The sequence below is a fragment of the Arthrobacter sp. Leaf234 genome (assembly GCF_001422665.1).
In the GTDB taxonomy this organism is placed as follows: Bacteria; Actinomycetota; Actinomycetes; order Actinomycetales; family Micrococcaceae; genus Arthrobacter_D.
In genome coordinates this window covers 1038517-1057344 of sequence record NZ_LMLU01000001.1, presented here as the reverse complement: position 1 = coordinate 1057344, position 18828 = coordinate 1038517, and the positions used below count along the sequence as shown (strand labels likewise).

General features: G+C 69.6%; 16 protein-coding genes. 6 read left to right on the top strand and 10 right to left on the bottom strand.

Annotation, left to right across the window (positions count from 1 at the left end):
- The first annotated feature begins 12 nt into the window (after nt 1–12).
- Nucleotides 13–825, top strand: coding sequence for an HAD family hydrolase (locus tag ASF21_RS04905; RefSeq protein WP_055767531.1), 813 nt, complete (start codon nt 13–15; stop codon nt 823–825).
- A 228-nt stretch (nt 826–1053) separates the two neighbouring features.
- On the opposite strand, the gene ASF21_RS16335 is transcribed toward ASF21_RS04905, so the two are convergent.
- From ASF21_RS16335 to ASF21_RS04890, 4 genes are all read right to left on the bottom strand, one after another.
- On the bottom strand, nt 1054–1152 hold the full coding sequence (locus tag ASF21_RS16335; RefSeq protein WP_003792170.1) for a 30S ribosomal protein bS22: 99 nt from the start codon (nt 1150–1152) through the stop codon (nt 1054–1056).
- Nucleotides 1153–1359: 207 nt separating this feature from the next.
- Nucleotides 1360–1572, bottom strand: a complete 213-nt coding sequence (locus tag ASF21_RS04900; RefSeq protein ID WP_055767529.1) for a helix-turn-helix domain-containing protein — start codon at nt 1570–1572, stop codon at nt 1360–1362.
- A 229-nt stretch (nt 1573–1801) separates the two neighbouring features.
- Nucleotides 1802–2314, bottom strand: coding sequence for an ArsR/SmtB family transcription factor (locus tag ASF21_RS04895; RefSeq protein ID WP_055767526.1), 513 nt, complete (start codon nt 2312–2314; stop codon nt 1802–1804).
- A gap of 50 nt (nt 2315–2364) precedes the next feature.
- Nucleotides 2365–3567: an acetoin utilization protein AcuC gene (locus tag ASF21_RS04890; RefSeq protein ID WP_055767522.1), complete on the bottom strand. Its 1203-nt coding sequence runs from the start codon at nt 3565–3567 to the stop codon at nt 2365–2367.
- Nucleotides 3568–3695: 128 nt separating this feature from the next.
- Between ASF21_RS04890 and ASF21_RS04885 the strand changes: the two genes are divergently transcribed.
- From ASF21_RS04885 to ASF21_RS04875, 3 genes are read left to right on the top strand one after another with little or no spacing between them, the layout of a single operon-like run.
- Nucleotides 3696–5108, top strand: coding sequence for a TrkH family potassium uptake protein (locus tag ASF21_RS04885; RefSeq protein WP_055767518.1), 1413 nt, complete (start codon nt 3696–3698; stop codon nt 5106–5108).
- Nucleotides 5101–5769: a potassium channel family protein gene (locus tag ASF21_RS04880; RefSeq protein ID WP_055767514.1), complete on the top strand. Its 669-nt coding sequence runs from the start codon at nt 5101–5103 to the stop codon at nt 5767–5769. The genes ASF21_RS04885 and ASF21_RS04880 overlap by 8 nt, the downstream gene beginning before the upstream one ends.
- Nucleotide 5770: 1 nt before the next feature.
- Entirely contained in the window at nt 5771–7003 is a 1233-nt protein-coding gene (locus ASF21_RS04875) for a glycosyltransferase 87 family protein (RefSeq protein WP_055767511.1), read from the top strand.
- Here the strand turns inward: ASF21_RS04875 and proC are convergent.
- The 6 genes from proC to ASF21_RS04845 all read right to left on the bottom strand — a co-directional run bounded on the left by proC (nt 6969) and on the right by ASF21_RS04845 (nt 15617).
- Nucleotides 6969–7826 (bottom strand): pyrroline-5-carboxylate reductase, encoded by an 858-nt coding sequence (gene proC, locus ASF21_RS04870; RefSeq protein WP_055767509.1) that lies wholly within the window; start codon nt 7824–7826, stop codon nt 6969–6971. The two genes, ASF21_RS04875 and proC, sit on opposite strands and share 35 nt — an antisense overlap.
- A gap of 287 nt (nt 7827–8113) precedes the next feature.
- Complete coding sequence (locus ASF21_RS04865; protein ID WP_055767506.1) at nt 8114–8914, bottom strand: sugar phosphate isomerase/epimerase family protein; 801 nt, start codon at nt 8912–8914, stop codon at nt 8114–8116.
- Nucleotide 8915: 1 nt separating this feature from the next.
- Entirely contained in the window at nt 8916–9929 is a 1014-nt protein-coding gene (locus ASF21_RS04860) for a Ppx/GppA phosphatase family protein (RefSeq protein WP_055767503.1), read from the bottom strand.
- A gap of 55 nt (nt 9930–9984) precedes the next feature.
- Nucleotides 9985–12732: a type I DNA topoisomerase gene (gene topA / locus ASF21_RS04855; RefSeq protein ID WP_055767500.1), complete on the bottom strand. Its 2748-nt coding sequence runs from the start codon at nt 12730–12732 to the stop codon at nt 9985–9987.
- A gap of 123 nt (nt 12733–12855) precedes the next feature.
- Nucleotides 12856–14691, bottom strand: a complete 1836-nt coding sequence (locus ASF21_RS04850; RefSeq protein WP_082471232.1) for a methyltransferase — start codon at nt 14689–14691, stop codon at nt 12856–12858.
- Nucleotides 14691–15617, bottom strand: a complete 927-nt coding sequence (locus tag ASF21_RS04845) for a rhodanese-related sulfurtransferase (protein WP_055767497.1) — start codon at nt 15615–15617, stop codon at nt 14691–14693. Before ASF21_RS04845 ends, ASF21_RS04850 begins: the two co-directional genes overlap by 1 nt.
- Nucleotides 15618–15703: 86 nt before the next feature.
- Here ASF21_RS04845 and ASF21_RS04840 point away from each other — a divergent pair, with 86 nt between their 5' ends.
- Together ASF21_RS04840 and ASF21_RS04835 are read left to right on the top strand one after the other, a co-directional pair.
- Nucleotides 15704–16354: a GNAT family N-acetyltransferase gene (locus ASF21_RS04840; RefSeq protein ID WP_055767494.1), complete on the top strand. Its 651-nt coding sequence runs from the start codon at nt 15704–15706 to the stop codon at nt 16352–16354.
- Nucleotides 16355–16402: 48 nt separating this feature from the next.
- On the top strand, nt 16403–18793 hold the full coding sequence (locus ASF21_RS04835; protein WP_055767491.1) for a DEAD/DEAH box helicase: 2391 nt from the start codon (nt 16403–16405) through the stop codon (nt 18791–18793).
- Nucleotides 18794–18828: the final 35 nt, after the last annotated feature.

The window sequence follows — 18828 nt, the reverse complement described above, 5'->3', positions numbered from 1 at the left end:
TACACTCGGAGCATGCCGGACGCCGCTCGGGGCACGCAGCCCATGCCAAGGCCTCCGGCGACCGTCCAGGGCGAGGCCGCCTTCTTCGACGTGGACAACACGCTGATGCGCGGTGCGAGCCTCTTCCACGTCGGCCGGAAGATGTACCAGCGCAAGGCGTTCACCCTGCGCTTCGCCGCCGGCCTCGCATGGAAGCAGCTCCGCTTCATCATGCGCGGCGAGACCATGACGGACGTCAACTCGGTGCGGGACGCCGCCCTCGCCTTCGCCATCGGCATCGCCCACGAGGACATCCTCGCGCTCGGCGAGGAGGTGTACGACGAGATGATCGCCTCCAAGATCTGGCCCGGCGCGCGCGCCCTCACCGAACACCACCTGTCCTCGAACCGCCAGGTCTGGCTCGTCACGGGGACTCCGGTCGAAGTGGCAGCGGTCATCTCGAGCAGACTGGGCCTGACCGGCGCCCTCGGGACCGTCGGCGAAGTGGCCGACGGCCTGTACACGGGGAAGCTGGTGGGCGAGTTCCTCCACGGACCCGCGAAAGCCGTCGCCGTCCTCGACCTCGCGGCACGGGAGAACCTCGATCTCTCGCGCTGCTGGGGATACAGCGACTCCTACAACGACATCCCGCTGCTGACCGCCGTCGGCCATCCCGTGGCCATCAACCCGGACGGCAGGCTGCGCCGTCACGCCCGCGCGAACAACTGGCCCGTCTACGACTTCCGGAGCGGACGCCGCGCCGCGACGCTCGGGCTGCGGGCGGCGACGATTGCGGGATCGGTCTACGGCCTCTGGCGGAGCTTCTCCCGCTTCCGGAACCGCTGACGCGCGGCGGCTCACAGGTCGCCGTCCCTGCGGGGTGGGCACCGCCCGGGCTCCGGTCTCCGGTGGGTGGTGGCCGGCGATCCCGCCCCGTCTCCTGGGGCCGGCCTGCAGTCTCCGGGCTCCGGTGGTCGGTCCTGATCGCCCCCGGGTACGACGACGGCCCGGCACCCACACCACGAGGGCGGGATTCCGGGCCGTTCGGCAGACCTCGGCGCTGGGCCGGGCTGTCTACTTCTTGTTGCGGCGCTGGTGGCGCGTCTTGCGCAGCAGCTTGCGGTGCTTCTTCTTGGCCATACGCTTGCGGCGCTTCTTGATTACTGAACCCATAGAGTCCTCACAGACTGTTGTGGTGCCGGTCCCGCTCTCCGGCGACGTGCCAGGAGTCGGTACCGGGGCTGACGAAAGGCGTGTACCTGGTGGCAATCGCCCGGGTGATGCACTGACTCGGACGGACCTGTGGCCGCCGAAAACGCTCCTTAACAGGGTACATCCGTTTGGTGGAGGGTCAGGACGGCCCGGCCCGGCGACGGCGGCTCAGGCGCTCTCGGACTGGCCGTCCACCTGCGCCCGCTGGAGGAATTCCTGGACGGCCGACTCCGGAACGCGGTACGAGCGACCGAACTGCACGGCGGGCAGGTCCCCGGCGTGCACGAGCCGGTACACGGTCATCTTCGACACTCGCATGAGGTCGGCGACCTCCGCGACCGTCAAGAACTGCACATCCGAGAAGTTAATCCCGTCTGCCATCTCACCACTATTCCTTTGCATGGAGGTCCGTAACTCACCCTGAGACCGGCATCGAGAAAGACACCCCTGAGCGACTGATCGGCGTGTCGCCTTGAAGCATAAGGATTATCCGCCTAGGGGATCACTGTAGTGGCTGATGTGACCAAAGTGAAAGGGCGCCCCGGAGCCTGTACCCGCCTCCTCGAACCGGCCGTTCTCCGGCCTCGAAGGGCGGCGCGACCGGCCGGTGCTACGAGGACGGATCGCGACGCCGCCGGAGCTGCGACAGGAGATCGGCAGCCCGCTCCGCCGCACGCCCCATGGTCCGGCCGAGCTGTGCCCTCGAACCGTCCGCCTCGGCGAGGGGATCCGGTCCGGCGAGGACCGCGGCGGCCAGCACGGCGTCCTGCACCCGGCCCTCGCCGGCCCGGCCCTGCCCCGGCTGCGTGCCGAGCGTCTCGACGAGGTCCTCCACCGTCGGCGCCTGCGCCTCGGCGAGCGGTCGTGGCTCCACGCCGTCGAGCCACTCCCTCACGAGGCCCAGTGGAGCGGTGTCGAGCGAGTAGAACCGCTTCTGCCCCTGGGCCCGCATGGAGACCAGTCCCGCCTCCCGGAGAACCTTGAGATGCTTCGAGACGGTCGGCTGGCTCACGTGCAGCTCGATCACGAGCTCCCCCACCGCTTTGTCGCCGTCGCGCAGATGCTCGAGGATCTGCCTGCGCGTGCTCTCGGCGATGACAGCGAAAACATCATCGATACCCATTCGCCCACCCTAGCGATATATACGTCGGGCGGCATCCTGCCGCGCGATGGTCAGTCGAACCAGGGGTCCAGCCCGTGGAGGGGGAAGACGGCCTTGCGCGTCGCCATGACGGTGCGGTCCAGCTCGTCGTCGGGGTCGTAGCCGATCTCCCAGGAGCGCCACCACGTATCGGCGCCGTCACCCATGAGGCGTGGCGCATCGACGCCGTGCCGTTCGAGCACGTAGTCCCGCCACGCCGCAGGGACGGGTGTCGCCGGGCCCATCGGAGCCCCCGCAGCGACCGCGACGAGGAGCGTCCATGACCGCGGTACCACGCTGGCGAGCGCGTACCCGCCCCCGCCGGTCGCGATCCAGCGACCCCCGCAGAGCCGGTCCGCCAGGTCCCTGACCGCCAGCATGAGGATGTGCTGGGCGTCGACGCTGACCCTCAGGTTCGTCAGGGGATCCTCGCGGTGGGAATCGCAGCCGTGCTGGCTGACGACCACGTCCGGAGCGAAGGCCCCGGCAAGCTGTGGGACCACCGCGTGGAAGGCCCGCAGGAGAGCGGCGTCTCCGGCCGTCGTCGGCAGTGCGACGTTCACTGCGGACCCCTCCGCGCCCGGCCCGCCGATCTCGTTCGCAAATCCCGTACCCGGGAACAGGCTCATCCCGGTCTCATGGAGGGAGATCGTCAGGACCCGGGGATCGTCCCAGAAGATGCTCTCGGTGCCGTCCCCGTGGTGGGCGTCGACGTCGATGTAGAGGACGCGCTGCGCTCCGCGGTCGAGCAGTCGCCGGATGGAGGCGGCGGCGTCGTTGTAGATGCAGAAGCCGCTGGCCCGGGACCGTGCCGCATGGTGCATCCCGCCACCGAAGTTGACGGCACGGACGGCGCGACCGCTCATGAGTGCGTCGGCAGCATCCAGGGACCCGCCGGCGAGCCGTGCGCTGGCCTCGTGCATGCCGCTGAACGCGGGGTTGTCCTCGGTGCCGATCCCGTGAGCCGGGTCCGATCGGTCGGGATTGCCACTCAGGTCGCGGACGGCACGGATGTAGTCGTCGCTGTGGACCGTCGCGAGGTCCTCGTCGGAGGCGACGGAGGGGGCGACCACGCGGACGCCGTCGAGGTCGAGCAGCCCGGAGTCACCCAGGAGCCGGGCCGTCAGGTGCAGCCGCTCAGGGTTCATGGGGTGCTGCAGGCCGAAGTCGTAGGCCAGCATCGCCTCGTCCCAGGCGACCTGCAGGGGTACCGCCGGACCGGTGTGCGTAGACATCCCTGCAAGGGTACGCGATGCCTGATCTCCCCACGACGGTCCGGAGTGAGATGCTTTACTACTGCAGGGGAGAATGAGGGGCAGCCGCTTCGGCGGAAGGACCGGCACACGGGGCAGAGCGGACGTCAATGGTAAGTCAACAGCCACGGTGGCTGAAGGACGATCGACGCGGGTACGTCAGGCTGCTGGCCTCGGTCCGCGACTTCGTCGACTCCTTCGCGAACAGCTCCCCCGCCCGACTGGCGCTCTTCATCTTCACAGCGGTCATCCTCCTGTTCACCGCGCTGCTGAGCCTGCCGATGTCCTCGGCGACCGGAGAGGTCACGGCACTGCACGACGCGTTCTTCACCGCGGTGTCCGCCGTCTGCGTCACCGGCCTCACCGTCGTCTCGACCGCCACCCACTGGTCCTTCTTCGGGCAGCTGGTGATCCTCCTCGGCATCTTCATCGGCGGCCTCGGCACCCTGACCCTCGCGTCGCTCCTCGCGCTGATCGTGAGCAAGCGGCTCGGGGTGCGCGGGAAGCTCCTGGCCCAGGAGGCGCTCAACAACGCCAGCCGGCTCGGCGAGATCGGCACCCTGCTGCGGATCGTCATCACCACCTCCGTGCTGATCGAGATCGTCCTCGCCATCGTGCTGATCCCCCGGTTCGTGATCCTCGGCGAGCCGTGGTGGCAGGCGGTCTGGCACGGCGTCTTCTACTCCATCTCCGCCTTCAACAACGCCGGCTTCACCCCGCACAGTGACGGGCTGGTGCCGTACGAGACCGACCTCTGGATCCTCACGCCCCTGATGGTCGGCGTGTTCCTCGGCAGTCTCGGCTTCCCTGTGGTGATGGTGCTCGTCCAGGTGCGGCACCGTTTCCGCAAGTGGACGCTGCACGCGAAGCTGACCGTCTCCGTCTCCCTGATCCTGCTCGTCGCGGGCACCTTCGCCTGGGGCTTCCTCGAGTGGGAGAACGAACGCACCATCTCGGACCTGAGCGTCGCCGACAAGACGATCCACGCCCTGTTCGCCTCGGTGATGACGCGGTCCGGCGGCTTCAACCTCGTGGACCAGAACGACATGACGTCCACCACGATGCTCCTCACCGATGCCCTCATGTTCGCCGGTGGCGGCTCGGCCTCGACCGCGGGCGGTATCAAGGTGACCACCATCGCCGTCATGTTCCTCGCGATCGTCGCAGAGGCCCGCGGGGACAGCGACGTGAGGGCGTGGGGCCGCACCATCCCCTCGGGCGCCATGCGGGTGGCCATCTCCGTGATCTTCATGGGCGCCACCCTGGTGCTGATCGGCAGTGCATTGATCCTCAGCATGACGGACGAGCCCCTGGACAAGGTGGTGTTCGAGGTCATCTCCGCGTTCGCGACCTGCGGCCTCAGCACGAACCTCAGTGCCGAACTCCCGCCCGCCGGCAAGTACGTCCTGTCCGCCCTGATGTTCGCCGGGCGCATGGGAACCATCACGCTCGCCTCAGCCCTGGCGCTGAGGCAACGCAGCACGCTCTACCGCTACCCCGACGAGAGGCCGATCATTGGCTGAGAGACCCGCCCACAACGCCCCCGTCCTCGTGATCGGCCTCGGCCGGTTCGGCGCGGCGACCGCCGAGCAACTGGTCCGCCAGGGGCGCGAGGTCCTCGCCATCGAGCGGGATCCGCAGCTCGTGCAGAAGTTCGCGAGCATCCTCACGCACGTCGTGGAGGCGGATGCCACGAACATCGATTCGCTGCGCCAGCTCGGCGCCCAGGAGTTCTCCGCGGCCGTCGTCGGGGTGGGCACGTCGATCGAGTCGAGCGTGCTCATCGCCGCGAACCTCGTGGACCTCGGAATCGATCACCTGTGGGTCAAGGCGATCACCCCCTCGCACGGCAAGATCCTGAAGCGTATCGGCGCGAACCATGTCATCTACCCCGAGGCCGACGCCGGGCAACGCGCAGCGCACCTCGTGGGCGGACGGATGCTGGACTTCATCGAGTTCGACGACGGCTTCGCGATCGTGAAGATGTATCCGCCGAAGGAGACCCAGGGCTTCACGCTCGCGGAATCGGCGGTGCGCTCCAAGTACGGCGTCACCGTGGTCGGGGTGAAGTCGCCGGGCGAGGACTTCACCTACGCCCGCCCGGACACGAAGGTCTCGGGCCGGGACATGCTGATCGTCTCGGGGCACGTTGACCTGCTCGAGCGCTTCGCCGGCCGGCCGTAGGGTGCCGGCACTCCAGACCCCGGCGGCGCCGGCGGCGTCCGGCAGGGTGGCCGCGCTCAAGGCTGCCGCCTGCGCCCTGGTGCTCGCCGTCGTCGTCCTCGCCGCGCAGATCCATGGCCTGGACCTCACGGTGTACCGGGAGGGTGCGCTCGCCCTGCTGGGCCGCGCGGGGGACAAGGAGCTGTACGACGACGCGCTGGTCCAGACGGACACGCGCGGGCTGCCCTTCACCTACCCGCCCTTCGCGGCGCTCCTGCTCATCCCCGTGGCACTCGTCCCCGAGGCATTCGCCCTGGCACTCGTCACCGGGCTCTCCTGCATCTGCCTCGTGGTGGTGTCGGTCGTCGTCGTACGGTACCTGCGCTCCGCCGGTGTGTCCTGGAGTCGGCCGCCCCTGGCCCTTCCGGCGGTGGTACTCACGATCGGCATCAGCGGACCGTGGCGGGAGGGCCTCGGTTTCGGGCAGGTCAACGCACTCCTGATGGTGCTGGTCCTCGCCGACCTGCTGCGCTCCACGCGGCTTCCCTCGGGGGTCCTGATCGGCATCGCCGCGGGGATCAAGCTGACGCCGCTCGCCTTCGGCCTGGTGTTCCTGGCCCGCCGCGACTGGCGCTCGCTCGCCTGGCTCGCCGCCTCCTTCGGCTCCACGGTCGCGGTCGCCTGGCTGGTGGCACCCCGCGACTCGGCGATCTTCTGGCTGGGGGCGCTCTTCGACGCCTCCCGCGTGGGTGACACCGCGGACCTCTACAACGTGTCGCTCAACTCGGTCGTCATGCAGTCCGGCCTTCCCGACGGCCTCCAACGCCCGCTCTGGCTCCTTGCGTCGCTCGCCGTGATCGTGGTCGGCTACCGCGCCATCCGGCGTGCCGACGACGACGGCGACCGGCTGCGCGCAATCACCGCGAACGCCGTCGTGATGCTGGCGATCTCGCCCATCTCCTGGTTCCACCACTGGGTGTGGATCGCCCTGCTGTTCCCGGTGGGTCTCGTGTTCGCACGTTCGCGGGCGGGAGTGACGCGCGTCGTGACGCGGATCCTGCTCGCGGTGCTCGTGCCGGTCATGATGTTCTCCTCCATCGCCGTCACCCTGACCCTCACGGGCACCGTGTCCGGCCAGGGGCCGCTGCCGCTGGCGGTCTTCGCCGGCCTCGGCGTCGTCGTGCCGGTGGCCCTGCTGGCGGTCTGGTCCCTGCGTCCGGTCAGGACGACGCAGGAGCAGCCAGTTCGCGCGTGATCTCGGCGGCGCGTGACGTCGCCGCCCGCGCCCCGCTCGCGATGATCGACGGCAGCCCCATCGCCTCGAACGTCTCGATGGCACTCTGCGTGGTGCCGTTGGGGCTCGTGACGCCGCGCCGCAGCGCTGCGGCGTCGGCGTCCTCCTCGGCCAGCATGAACCCCGCCCCGGCCACGGTCTCCCGGGCGATCAGCGCCGACAGGTCCGCGTCGAGTCCGAGCTCGACTCCCGCCGCCGCCATGGCCTCGGCGAGGTAGAAGGCGTAGGCCGGGCCGGAACCGCTGACGGCCGAGAGGGCGTCCACCTGGGACTCCGGGATCTCCACCACGGTGCCGGCAGCGGCCAGGAGCTCCCGAACCCTGCCCAGGTGCTCCGGCGTCGCCGCAGACCCCGCGGAGATCGAGAGCACGCCCCTGCCGAGCCTCGACGGCGTGTTCGGCATCGAGCGGACCACGGCCTGGCCCTCGGACAGGGCGGCCTCGATCATGGCGAGCGACACCGCGGCAGCGACACTGACGACGACGGCGGTCGGCTTCAGCACCGCGGCGATCTCGCGGGCGAGCGGGACGATTCCCACGGGCTTCACGCCCAGGATGACGACGTCGGCCCCGCGCGCCGCGGCGGCATTGGCGCCGTCGTCGTCACCCGTGGCGAGGACCGTGACGCCGTGCTGTACGCGGAGCTCCTCCGCCCGCGCCGATCGGCGGACCGTGGCGGTGACGCCTGCGGGGTCGGTGCCGGCAGCCAGGAGGCCGGCCAGGATGGACTCGTTCATGGATCCGCAGCCGAGGAAGGCGATGCGCTGTGAGGTGTCGGCAGTCATGCAGTCATCCTGCCACGAGGGGCTCACAGCCTACTCCCAGCGTCCTTGCCATTGCAGCACAAGGACGGGTCCTAGTGTTACTGGTACCTCATAAGGGTGCGAGTGATGAGGACCGGAATTCCTGATCCGGTCCGGCGTCGGTGGCAACAGATGATTCCCCCAACATCTGGACAGTCCACCGGCGCCATTCCTTTTAACCCGCAGGTGCCCGGTCGCATCGTCGCCATCCTCCCCTCGTCCTCACCACGAACGGGCAGTACGTCGGTCGGCGAAAGGGTCGTGCAGCGTCAGCTGACGAGATGCTCGCGAGCGAACCGGAGGGTCTCGGCGAGCCATTCCTCCCGTTCGCCCGCACCTCGGGCGCGTCGCGTACTGACCTCGACCGCCACCACGCCGTTCCAGGCACCGGCGGCGAGATGTTCCAGCGCTTCGGCGCACCGCTGCTGACCCTGGCCCGGCAGCAGGTGCTCGTCCTTGCCGTTCGGTGTCCCGTCCGTCAGGTGCACGTGGGCGAGCCGGTCCCCCAGCCCCCGGATCTCCTCGTACGAGTCCATCCCGGCGATCGCAGCGTGGGAGAAGTCCCAGGTGATGCGGTCGTAGGGCTCCGGCACGGGATTCCAGTGCGGCAGGTAGGCCTTCGCCTCGCGGCCACGGACCTTCCAGGGATACATGTTCTCGACCGCGATCGCCACACCGTACTCCGCCGCCACCCGCCGGATACCCTCGGGGAACCCCTCCGCATACCCCGTCTGCCAGCGGAACGGCGGATGCGTGACCACGGTCTTCGCGCCCACTTCCGCGGCCATGGCCGCGGAGAGCTCGATCTTCGTCCAGGCCTTGCCCCACACCTGCTGCGTGAGCAGGAGCGTCGGCGCGTGGATCGCCAGGATGGGCATCTCGTAGCGCTCGCTGAGGACCCCCAGCTGGTCCGGGTCCTGGCTCACCGAGTTGTTCGTCACCATGACCTCGACGCCGTCGTACCCGAGATCCTGCGCCAGGGCGAAGGCGTCATGCACCGCGAGCGGGTAGACCGAGGCGCTGGAGAGTGCCACGGGGATGGCGGGACGTGCATCCGGCGTGAAGGCCACGTCAGGCCCCCCGGGACAGCGGGACGCGCCGCGTCGAGTCGAGCTGGGCGTGGCCCACGCCCGCACCGGGCAGCGGCTCCTCGGCCTCGAACATCTTGGCGTCGAACCGTCGCAGGAGCAGCCCTTCACGCAGCGCCCAGGGGCAGATGTCCATGGAGGGCACCTCGAACAGTTCCAGGGCGCACTCGGCGACGAGCGCGCCGGCGAGCACCTGGGGCGCGCGGAGCTCCGAGACGCCGTCGAGGTTGGTCCGATCCTTCGCGCTCATGGCGGCGAGCCGCTTGGTCCAGAGGGTGAGGTCCTCCCGGCGCAGTTCGCGGCGGACGAAAGGACCAGCAGCCGACGGCGCAGCGCCGGCAATCCGCGCGAGGGACCGGAAGGTCTTCGAGGTCCCCGCGACCAGGTGCGGCCGTCCGAGATGGGCGAACTGCGGCACGGCCTCGCGGAGGGTGGACCTGATGTAGCGGCGCAGCTCCTTGACGCTCTTGGCCGACGGAGGATCACCCTGCAGCCAGTCGCGGGTCAGCCTGCCCGCGCCCAGCGGGACGGACAGCGCGACCTCGGGCAGCTCGTCCGTGCCCATCGCCAGTTCGAAGGACCCTCCACCGATGTCCAGGTTGAGGATCGACTCCGCACCCCAGCCGTACCAGCGGCGCACGGCCTGGAAGGTGACCGCAGCCTCCTGGTCACCGGAGAGTTCCTGGAGGTCGACGCCGGTCTCCGCGCGGACCCGCGCCAGCACCTCGCGGCCGTTGCCGGCCTCCCGGATGGCGGAGGTGCAGAACGCGAGGAAGTCCTCGGCGTCGTGCCGGTCCGCGAAGGCGCGTGCCTCCTGCACGAACCCCACGAGCTCGTCCTGGCCCTCATGGGAGATGCTCCCGCGCTCGTCGAGGTAGGCGACGAGCTGCAGGGGCTTCTTGTGGGACGCGAACGGGACGGGCCTGCCGCCCGGGTGGGCGTCCACGAGGAGAAGATGGACCGTGTTCGACCCTATGTCCAGCACACCTAGCCGCATTGTTCCCGCGCTCCCAGCTCAGCCCCCACCATTGTCCGTGTCCGCAGTGCCGCGGCTACTTGCCCGCCCCGACCTTGCGTTTGGCGGGTGCCCGCCGGGTCGTCTTCTTCGGCGCCGGACCCTTGGCGCGCTTCTCGGCGAGCATGTCGATCGCCTGCTCGCGCGTGAGCTCCTCGATGGCCATCGATCCCGGCACGGTGATGTTGGTGACGCCGTCGGTCACGTACGGACCGAAGCGCCCGTCCTTCACGACGATCGGCTTCTCGCTCACCGGGTCGTCACCGAACTCCGCGAGCGGCGGGGTGACCGTGCGGCCGCCACGCTGCTTGGGCTGCTTGTAGATCTCCAGCGCCTGCTCGAGGGTGATCGTGAAGATCTCCTCCTCCGAACCGATCGACCGGGAATCGCTGCCCTTCTTCAGGTACGGCCCGAAGCGGCCGTTCTGCACGGTGAGCTCCTTGCCCTCCTCGTCCGTGCCGAGCACGCGCGGCAGGTTCATGAGCTTGAGGGCGTCCTCGAGCGTCACGGTGTCCACGGACATGGACTTGAACAGCGATCCCGTGCGCGGCTTGACCTTCGCTGGCTTCTTGGGCGGCTTGGGCTTGCCGTTCTTGTAGTACTCCACGGGCTGGCTCGCGAGTTCCTCGGCCGTCACCTCCGGGATCAGCTCGATCACGTAGGGTCCGTAACGCCCGTCGCGAGCCACGATGGTACGCCCCGTCTCGGGATCCTTCCCGAGCTCCCGCTCCTGCGACGTCGGAGCCTCCATCAGTTCGATGGCCTTCTCCGCCGTCAGCTCGTCCGGAGCGAGGTCCTCGGGCACGTTGGCACGCTGCGGCTCCGTCCCCTCGGGCGCGTCCGCGGGGAGCGGCTTCTCGAGGTAGGGGCCGAACTTGCCGACGCGCAGCGTGATGCCGTCCGCGATCTCCACCGAGTTGATGCGCCGTGCGTCGATCTCGCCGAGGTCGTTGACGATCGTGTGGAGGCCCGTCTCCTTGCGATCGCCGTAGTAGAAGCGGTTCAGCCATTCGACGCGGCCGGCCTCGCCGCGCGAGATGCGGTCAAGGTCCTCCTCGAGCTCCGCTGTGAAGTCGTAGTCCACGTAGTCGTTGAAGTGCTCCTCGAGCAGGCGCACCACGGAGAACGCGATCCAGCTCGGTACCAGCGCCTGGCCGCGTGTCCGGACGTAGCCGCGGTCCATGATGGTGGACATGGTCGCCGCGTAGGTGGACGGGCGGCCGATACCGCGCTCGTCGAGGGCCTTCACCAGGGAGGCCTCGGTGTAGCGCGGGGGCGGGGACGTCTCGTGGCCTACGGCCTCGATGGCCTTCGCCCCGAGCGCGTCACCCTTGGCGACGTTCGGCAGGCGGGTCCCCTGCGCGTCGTCGTCGGCGCCGTCCTCGGCGCGGTCGGCGTCGCGCCCCTCCTCGTAGGCGGCCATGAAGCCGCGGAAGGTGATGACGGTGCCGGACGCCGCGAATTCTGCGTCCCTGCCGTCCGCGCTCGTCGCGCCGAGGCGCAGCGACGCCGTCGACCCCTTGGCATCGGCCATCTGCGAGGCGACGGTGCGCTTCCAGATCAGCTCGTAGAGGCGGAACTCGTCGCCGCGCAGGGACTGCGCCACCTGGGCGGGCGTGCGGAAGGAGTCACCGGCGGGGCGGATCGCCTCGTGTGCCTCCTGTGCATTCTTGGCCTTGCCCTTGTAGACGCGCCGTGCCTCGGGCACGTACTCGGGTCCGTACAGCTCCGAGGCCTGCCGGCGCGCCGCATTGATGGCCTGGTCCGAGAGCGAGGACGAATCCGTACGCATGTAGGTGATGTAGCCGTTCTCGTACAGGCGCTGCGCCACCTGCATGGTCACCTTCGAGCTGAAGCGCAGCTTGCGCGCGGCTTCCTGCTGCAGGGTCGACGTCGTGAACGGGGCGGCGGGACGCCGCGTGTAGGGCTTGGTCTCCACCGAGCGGATCGCGAACGTCGCCGACTCGAGGCCGGCCACCAGCGACCGTGCGGAGTCCTCGTCGAGGCGTGCCACGGCCGATGACTTGAGCTCGCCACGGTCGGTGAAGTCCTTGCCGGAGGCGATCCGGCTGCCGTCGACGGCGACCAGCTTCGCGGGGAATGCGCTGCCCTTCGAGGAGTCCTCGGGCGTGAACGTGCCGGTCAGGTCCCAGTAGGACGCGGCGCGGAACGCCATGCGCTCCCGTTCGCGCTCAACGACGAGGCGTGTGGCGACGGACTGCACGCGTCCGGCCGAGAGCCCGCGGGCCACCTTGCGCCACAGGACGGGCGAGATCTCATAGCCGTAGAGCCGGTCGAGGATGCGCCGCGTCTCCTGGGCGTCCACCATCGGGATGTCGACCTCGCGCAGTTCACCGAGCGCGCGGGTGACGGCCTCCTTGGTGATTTCGCCGAAGGTCAGGCGGTACACGGGGACCTTCGGCTTCAGGACCTGCAGCAGGTGCCACGCGATGGCCTCGCCCTCGCGGTCGGCGTCGGTGGCGAGATAGAGCTCGTCGGCGTCCTTCAGGGCCGCCTTCAGCTCGGCGACGGTCTTCCGCTTCTCCGGGGAGACGACGTAGTACGGCTCGAAATCCTTGTCGAGATCGACGGCGAACTTACCCACCGAGGACTTCTTGAGCTCCGCCGGCAGGTCCGACGGCTGGGGGAGATCACGGATGTGCCCCATGGACGCCGCGACCTGAAAACCCTCACCGAGATACCCCGAGATGCTCTTGATCTTGCTCGGGGACTCGACGATGACGAGCTTCTTGCCGTGCTTCTTGTCCGTGGCCTTGGTCGGCACTTCTCTCCTATATATACGGGTGCGATACCTCGGCAGGTTCGCGGGTTCACGGTCCGGAACCCCCTGCTGGGCCTCACCACACAGTATGCGTCATGCGTACCTGCACAAGGGTAACGGCTGGTTTCAGGCCCCCGGAATCAGGAACCCCTCCCGGATCAGCTGCTCGACATCGACCAGCAGCCCGGTGCTGAACGCGGGATCCGGCCGCTCGAGGAGCATCGCGAGAGCCCCCGCGATCTGCCCCGCCGTGAGGTCGCCGTCGCACGCCGAGGCGAAGCCCGCGAGTTCCGTGCTGAGGAGCGACGTCCGCCGGAGACCCGCCCCCTGGCGCAGCAGGATGACGCCGGGGTGCTCTGCGCCCGGGCGCTGGTGCCGTTCCTCGGTGACGTCATCGGCCACGAGGAGGAACTCGTCCGCGATGCCGAGGCCCGACGCCGACTGCTCGGTCCGCGCGGAGAGCCAGTCCGCGCGTCCGACGGCGGCGGCCAGGTGCGGGCCGATGGGCTGCTCGATCTCGTGCGTGATCTCCTCGAGCACGACCCGGACGAGTGCGTCCTCCCCGGCAGGGCGTCTCAGCCAGACGGAACCGAATCCGACGGCCTCGACGTTCCGCGAGGAGAAGTCCGCGAGGTACGCGGCGAAACTGCCGAGGTACGCCGCCCGGTCCCGGTTCTCCGCGGCGTCGCGCAGCCAGGTCTCGGCGTACTGCACCGGGGTGAGCTGCTCGCGCTGGATCACCCAGGCATCGACGCCGGCCGGGACGAAGGAACGGATCCGCCGGTCCCACGGGGTTCCCTCCGTGATCTCCCAGTTGCCGAGCAGCTGGGCGGCGCCGCCCGGCGCGAGCACCCCGGGAAGCTCGCGGACCAGCGTCTCCACGATGGCGTCCCCTGCCAGGCCGCCGTCGCGGTAGGTGTAGGACTCCTCCTGCGGACCGGTGCGCGGCGTGATGACGAAGGGCGGGTTCGAGACCACGAGATCGAAGTGCTCGCCCGCCACGGGCTCGAGGAGGCTCCCGAGCCGGAGGGTGATCCGGTCCCCCGGCTGCTCCGAATCGACCCCGAGCACGGGCCCGTTCAGCAGGAGGTTGAAGCGGGCGAACGCGAGCGCCCGGTCCGAGATGTCCGTGGCGGTGACGTGCCGGGCATGGGACAGCAGATGGAAGGCCTGGATGCCGCAACCCGTCCCGAGATCGAGAGCGCGGCCCACCGGCGTCCGCATCACGGTCTGTGCCAGGGTCAGCGACGCCCCGCCGATCCCGAGGACGTGGTCGTGGCGGAGAGGCCCGGGATGCTGCTCGGAGCCGAGGTCGCTCGCGACCCACAGGTCCCCGCCCACGTCGGAGCCGTAGGGACGCAGTTCCACGGCGGCCCGGATGCCCTGCGCCATGCCGGGCCCGGGCGACGTCCCCGTGTCGGCTGCAGGGTCCGCCCATGACTCGGCGGAACCGCCGGTGCCGGCGGACCCGCCCTCCTCGACCGGCTGCCCCTCCTCGACCAGCCGGAGCCGGAGGAGCCCCGCTCGTCCTGTCCGGGGGAAGGCGGCATCGATCGCGGTGCCGTCCACGGCGTCCCCGAGGAGCCACAGCAGCACAGGGACGGCTCTCACCGGCTCGGAGCGGGGATGCTCGCCGCCGTCGACGCGCTGCGATGACGTCAGGATCAGGGGTTCGCGCGCCGGACTCCCCAGCAGCCTCCTGGCCTGCAGGAGTGCCGGAGCCAGCTGTCCCCGGGCGAGGGCCGCGTAGGCGGCCGGGCCCAGCAGGGCTCCGACGCCGTCGACCGTGTAGTCGAGCGCCTCGAGGTCGGCAGCGAGCGCGACGAGCAGTGCGGGGTCCTGGCTCGACGGCGCAGTCGCGACATCGGCGTCGAACTCCGGCCACGCGCTGCCCGCCCGAGCCGAGGCAGCCTCGACGTCGTCGGCGTCGCTCGACCTGACCGCATCCTCACGCCCGCGCATCAGGCGGCACCCGCTGCCGTCGCTTCGGACTCGTCGGCCTCGCAGCCCTGCGGGCAGCGCAGGGTGACGGCGTCCGCGGCGCAGCCTGCGCAGTACAGGGTGAGGTTCCGGCACTCCTGATTGGAGCAGTTCTGGAAGGTGCTGGTGGGCGCAGCACACCGCACACACCTGCCGAGGGTGACGGCGTCGTCACTGAATTCGAGGTGCATGCGCTTGTCGAACAGGTACAGCGAACCCTCCCAGAGTCCCCCGTCGCGGTACTTCTCGCCGTAGCGGACGATCCCGCCGTCGAGCTGGTACACCTCCTGGAAGCCGCGATTGATCATGAGGCTGGACAGGACCTCGCAGCGGATGCCACCCGTGCAGTAGGTGACCACCGGCTTGTCCTTGAGGTCGTCGTACTTGCCGGAGTCGAGCTCGCGGACGAAGTCGTGGGTCGTCCGCACGTCGGGGACGATCGCGTTCCTGAACCGGCCGATCTGCGCCTCGAGGGCGTTGCGCCCGTCGAAGAACACGACATCCTCCCCCGCCGCCTTCTTGGCGTCGACCAGGGCATGGAGCTCCTCGGGTGCGAGGTGCGCGCCGCCTCCCACCACCCCGTCGCGGTCCACGCGGAGCTCGCCCGGCGCCCCGAAGGAGACGATCTCGTCCCTGACCTTCACGCTGAGCCGGGGGAAGTCCGCTGCGCCGCCGTCGGACCACTTGATGTCCATGCCCTTGAACGCGGGATACTCGCGGGTGGTCTTCACGTACTGTTTGACCGCGGCGATGTCCCCACCGACGGTGCCGTTGATGCCGTCCTTCGAGATCAGGATCCGGCCCCGCAGCCCCCACTTCTCGCAGAGTGCGCGCTGCCAGAGTCTGATGGCGTCGGGATCGGGGAGCGGCGCAAAGGCGTAATACAGGGCAATACGGTTCATCGACACGACTTAAAGCCTACTTTGCGTCTCAAAACGGTCACCCTCGCGCCCGTCCCTGTGATTAGCCGCCGCCGAGAACTATGGTTCAGCACATGGGCGTACATGCAGACGAAGAACTCCTCCAGACCTGGATCGCCGGATGGTCCGCGTGCCGCGGGTACGACGCGCACCGGGACGCGCGCAGCACCTCCGTGCTCCTGACCGACCAGCAGGACCAGACGGAGCACTTCCTCTTCGAGCCCACCGCTGAACGCTTCAGGGAGCTCGCGGCCGAGACGAAGGATGACCCGCGGCGCATCCTCACGGTCGTCACGAACCGGATGCGGGAGTTGATCGACGAGGCGGAATCCGCCGGACTGCGGGTGACCGATCGGCAGCAGTCGCTGATGAGCGCGGACATGCACGGACAGGACGTCGAGGACCCGCGACCGCCGGGCGACGAATTCACGCTCGAACGGGACAGCGAGGGCGCCTGCCGGCGCGTGACCGTTCGGTCCGGCGACGCCGTCGCCGCGCGAGGGTCGGTCTCGGTGATCGATGACTACGCGGTGTACGACCGCATCGTCACCGAGGAGGACTTCCGGCGCCGCGGACTCGGCAGCTACGTGATGCGGGCCCTGACCGCCGGGGTCCTCGAGGACGATGTCAGGACCGGGCTCCTCATGGCGTCCGCGGACGGCCGCGCCCTGTACGAGTTCCTCGGGTGGCAGCACCTGGCGGACGTGTTCGTCGTCAGAGGATAAACCCCCTCCGACCCGTCGCTGCGCCCGCCCCGATGGGAGAATTGCCGGGTGGCGCCGCCGAACCCCCTGATCCCCCTGCTCGGGGGTGGAACCGACCCCGAGCAACTCCTCCATGTGCGGGAGATCCCGGCGCGCGAGGCGGAGTATGCTCCGTGGCCTGACTGGGCCCACACCGACGTCGTCGAGGCCTTCGGGGCTCGCGGCGTCCGTGAGCCCTGGCGGCACCAGGTCGAGGGGGCGACGTCGGCCCACGGTGGGGAGCACACCATCATCGCGACCGGGACGGCCTCCGGGAAATCCCTGTGCTACCAGTTGCCGGTGCTCGACGAGATCCACCGCAGCGAACTGGCGAACCGCGCCACGCTCGCGCCCAACGGCTCGGTGGCGCTGTACCTGGCCCCGACGAAGGCGCTGGCCGCGGACCAGCTGTCCGCCATCAACGCTCTCAAGCTGCCGACCGTGCGCGCCGAGACCTACGACGGCGATACCGAGTCGGGGGCGCGCCGCTGGATCCGCGACCATGCGAACCTGGTCCTCGCGAACCCCGACATGCTCCACTACGGGATCCTCCCGAACCACACCTGGTGGGCGAGGTTCTTCCGGCGGCTGAAGTACGTGATCATCGACGAGGCGCACAGCTACCGCGGTGTCTTCGGCTCCCACGTCGCCAATCTGCTGCGGAGACTGCGGCGGATCTGCGCGAGCTACGGGGCGCATCCCGTGTTCATCGGGGCGTCGGCCACCTCGGCCGAGCCCGCGGCGTCCTTCGGCAGGCTGATCGGGGCACCCGTACGCGCCGTCGACCGGGACAGTTCCCCGCACGGCTCGACGACGGTCGCCTTCTGGGAGCCGCAACTCACCGGCGCCAGGGGCGAGAACGGAGCGGCCACCCGGAGGACCGTCATCGCGGAGACCTCCGACCTGCTGGCCAATCTCGTCGCCGCCCGGGTGAGGACCATCGCCTTCATCAAGTCCAGACGGGGAGCGGAGAGCATCGCCCAGACATCGCGCCGCATGCTCGAGGACGTGGACCCCAGCCTGCCCCACCGCATCGCCGCGTACCGCTCGGGCTACCTGCCGGAGGAGCGGCGTGCCCTCGAATCCGCCCTCCGCAGCGGCGAGCTCCTCGGCGTGGCCAGCACGTCCGCGCTGGAGCTCGGCATCGACATCTCCGGCCTGGATGCGGTGCTCGTCGCGGGGTGGCCCGGTACCCGCGCCTCGCTGATGCAGCAGATCGGCAGGGCCGGACGATCGGGTCAGGATGCCATCGCCGCCTTCGTCGCGAGCGATGATCCCCTGGACACCTACCTGGTCCATCACCCGGAGGCCGTGTTCGACCTCGCCGTCGAAGCCACGGTGTTCGATCCCTCGAACCCGTACGTCCTCGGCCCGCACCTCTGCGCCGCCGCCGCGGAGCTTCCCCTGACGGACGAGGACCTCGACCTCTTCGGTCCCACCACCGGTGAACTCCTCAGCACGCTGTGCGAGCAGGGCTTCCTGCGCCGCCGTCCAGCCGGGTGGTTCTGGACGCATCCCCAGAGCGCGGCGGCGATGGTCAATCTGCGGGCCGACGGCGGCGGACCCATCAACATCGTGGAGGAGGAGTCCGGCGCGCTGCTCGGGACGATGGATTCCCCGCAGAGCCACTACCAGGCTCATCCCGGCGCGGTCTACGTCCACCAGGGACGGACCTACGTGGTGCAGGAACTCAACGAGGAGGACCACTGCGCCGTGGTGTCGAGGGCCCACCCCGACTACTACACGCAGGCACGCGACGTCACGCAGATCGAGGTGATCGGACGTGACATCAGCGTGTTGTGGGGAGGGGTGCTCGCCAACTTCGGCGACGTGAAGGTGACCACGCAGGTGGTCTCCTTCCAGCGCAAGGCGTTCTCCTCGAACGAGATCCTGGGTGAGGAACCCCTCGAACTCGGTGCGCGGGACCTTTTCACCAAGGGCGTCTGGTTCGAGATCAGCCCCCAGCTCCTCGAGGCCGAGGGCATCTCCGCGGAGGAGCTGCCCGGCGCTCTCCATGCGGCCGAGCACGCAGCGATCGGCCTGCTGCCGTTGGTGGCCTCGAGCGACCGCTGGGACATCGGCGGGGTGTCCACAGCACTGCATGCGGACACCGGGCAGCCGACCATCTTCGTGTACGACGGCCATCCCGGCGGGGCGGGGTTCGCCGAGCGCGGTTTCGAGGCCGCCCGGACATGGCTGTCCGCCACACGCGATGCGATCGAGGCCTGCGAGTGCGCGTCCGGCTGCCCGTCCTGCGTGCAGTCGCCGAAGTGCGGCAACCGCAACAATCCGCTCAGCAAGGGCGGCGCAGTGGCCGTGCTGTCCCTCATCCTGCAGCAGGCGGGGCCTGCACCCGCCGCTGTCTCCGAGGGCCGGACGGCAGGTACGGGCAGGTCCATCCCCGCCGGCGGAAACCACTGACCCGCGCACGCGCCGAGGAGCGGACCGGCTGCGCC

Coding starts and splice junctions, on each gene's coding strand:
- ASF21_RS04905 (WP_055767531.1), top strand. CDS start 13: ATGCCGGACGCCGCTCGGGGCACGCAGCCCATGCCAAGGCCTCCGGCG.
- ASF21_RS16335 (WP_003792170.1), bottom strand. CDS start 1,152: ATGGGTTCAGTAATCAAGAAGCGCCGCAAGCGTATGGCCAAGAAGAAG.
- ASF21_RS04900 (WP_055767529.1), bottom strand. CDS start 1,572: ATGGCAGACGGGATTAACTTCTCGGATGTGCAGTTCTTGACGGTCGCG.
- ASF21_RS04895 (WP_055767526.1), bottom strand. CDS start 2,314: ATGGGTATCGATGATGTTTTCGCTGTCATCGCCGAGAGCACGCGCAGG.
- ASF21_RS04890 (WP_055767522.1), bottom strand. CDS start 3,567: ATGTCTACGCACACCGGTCCGGCGGTACCCCTGCAGGTCGCCTGGGAC.
- ASF21_RS04885 (WP_055767518.1), top strand. CDS start 3,696: ATGGTAAGTCAACAGCCACGGTGGCTGAAGGACGATCGACGCGGGTAC.
- proC (WP_055767509.1), bottom strand. CDS start 7,826: ATGACTGCCGACACCTCACAGCGCATCGCCTTCCTCGGCTGCGGATCC.
- ASF21_RS04860 (WP_055767503.1), bottom strand. CDS start 9,929: ATGCGGCTAGGTGTGCTGGACATAGGGTCGAACACGGTCCATCTTCTC.
- ASF21_RS04850 (WP_082471232.1), bottom strand. CDS start 14,691: ATGCGCGGGCGTGAGGATGCGGTCAGGTCGAGCGACGCCGACGACGTC.
- ASF21_RS04840 (WP_055767494.1), top strand. CDS start 15,704: ATGGGCGTACATGCAGACGAAGAACTCCTCCAGACCTGGATCGCCGGA.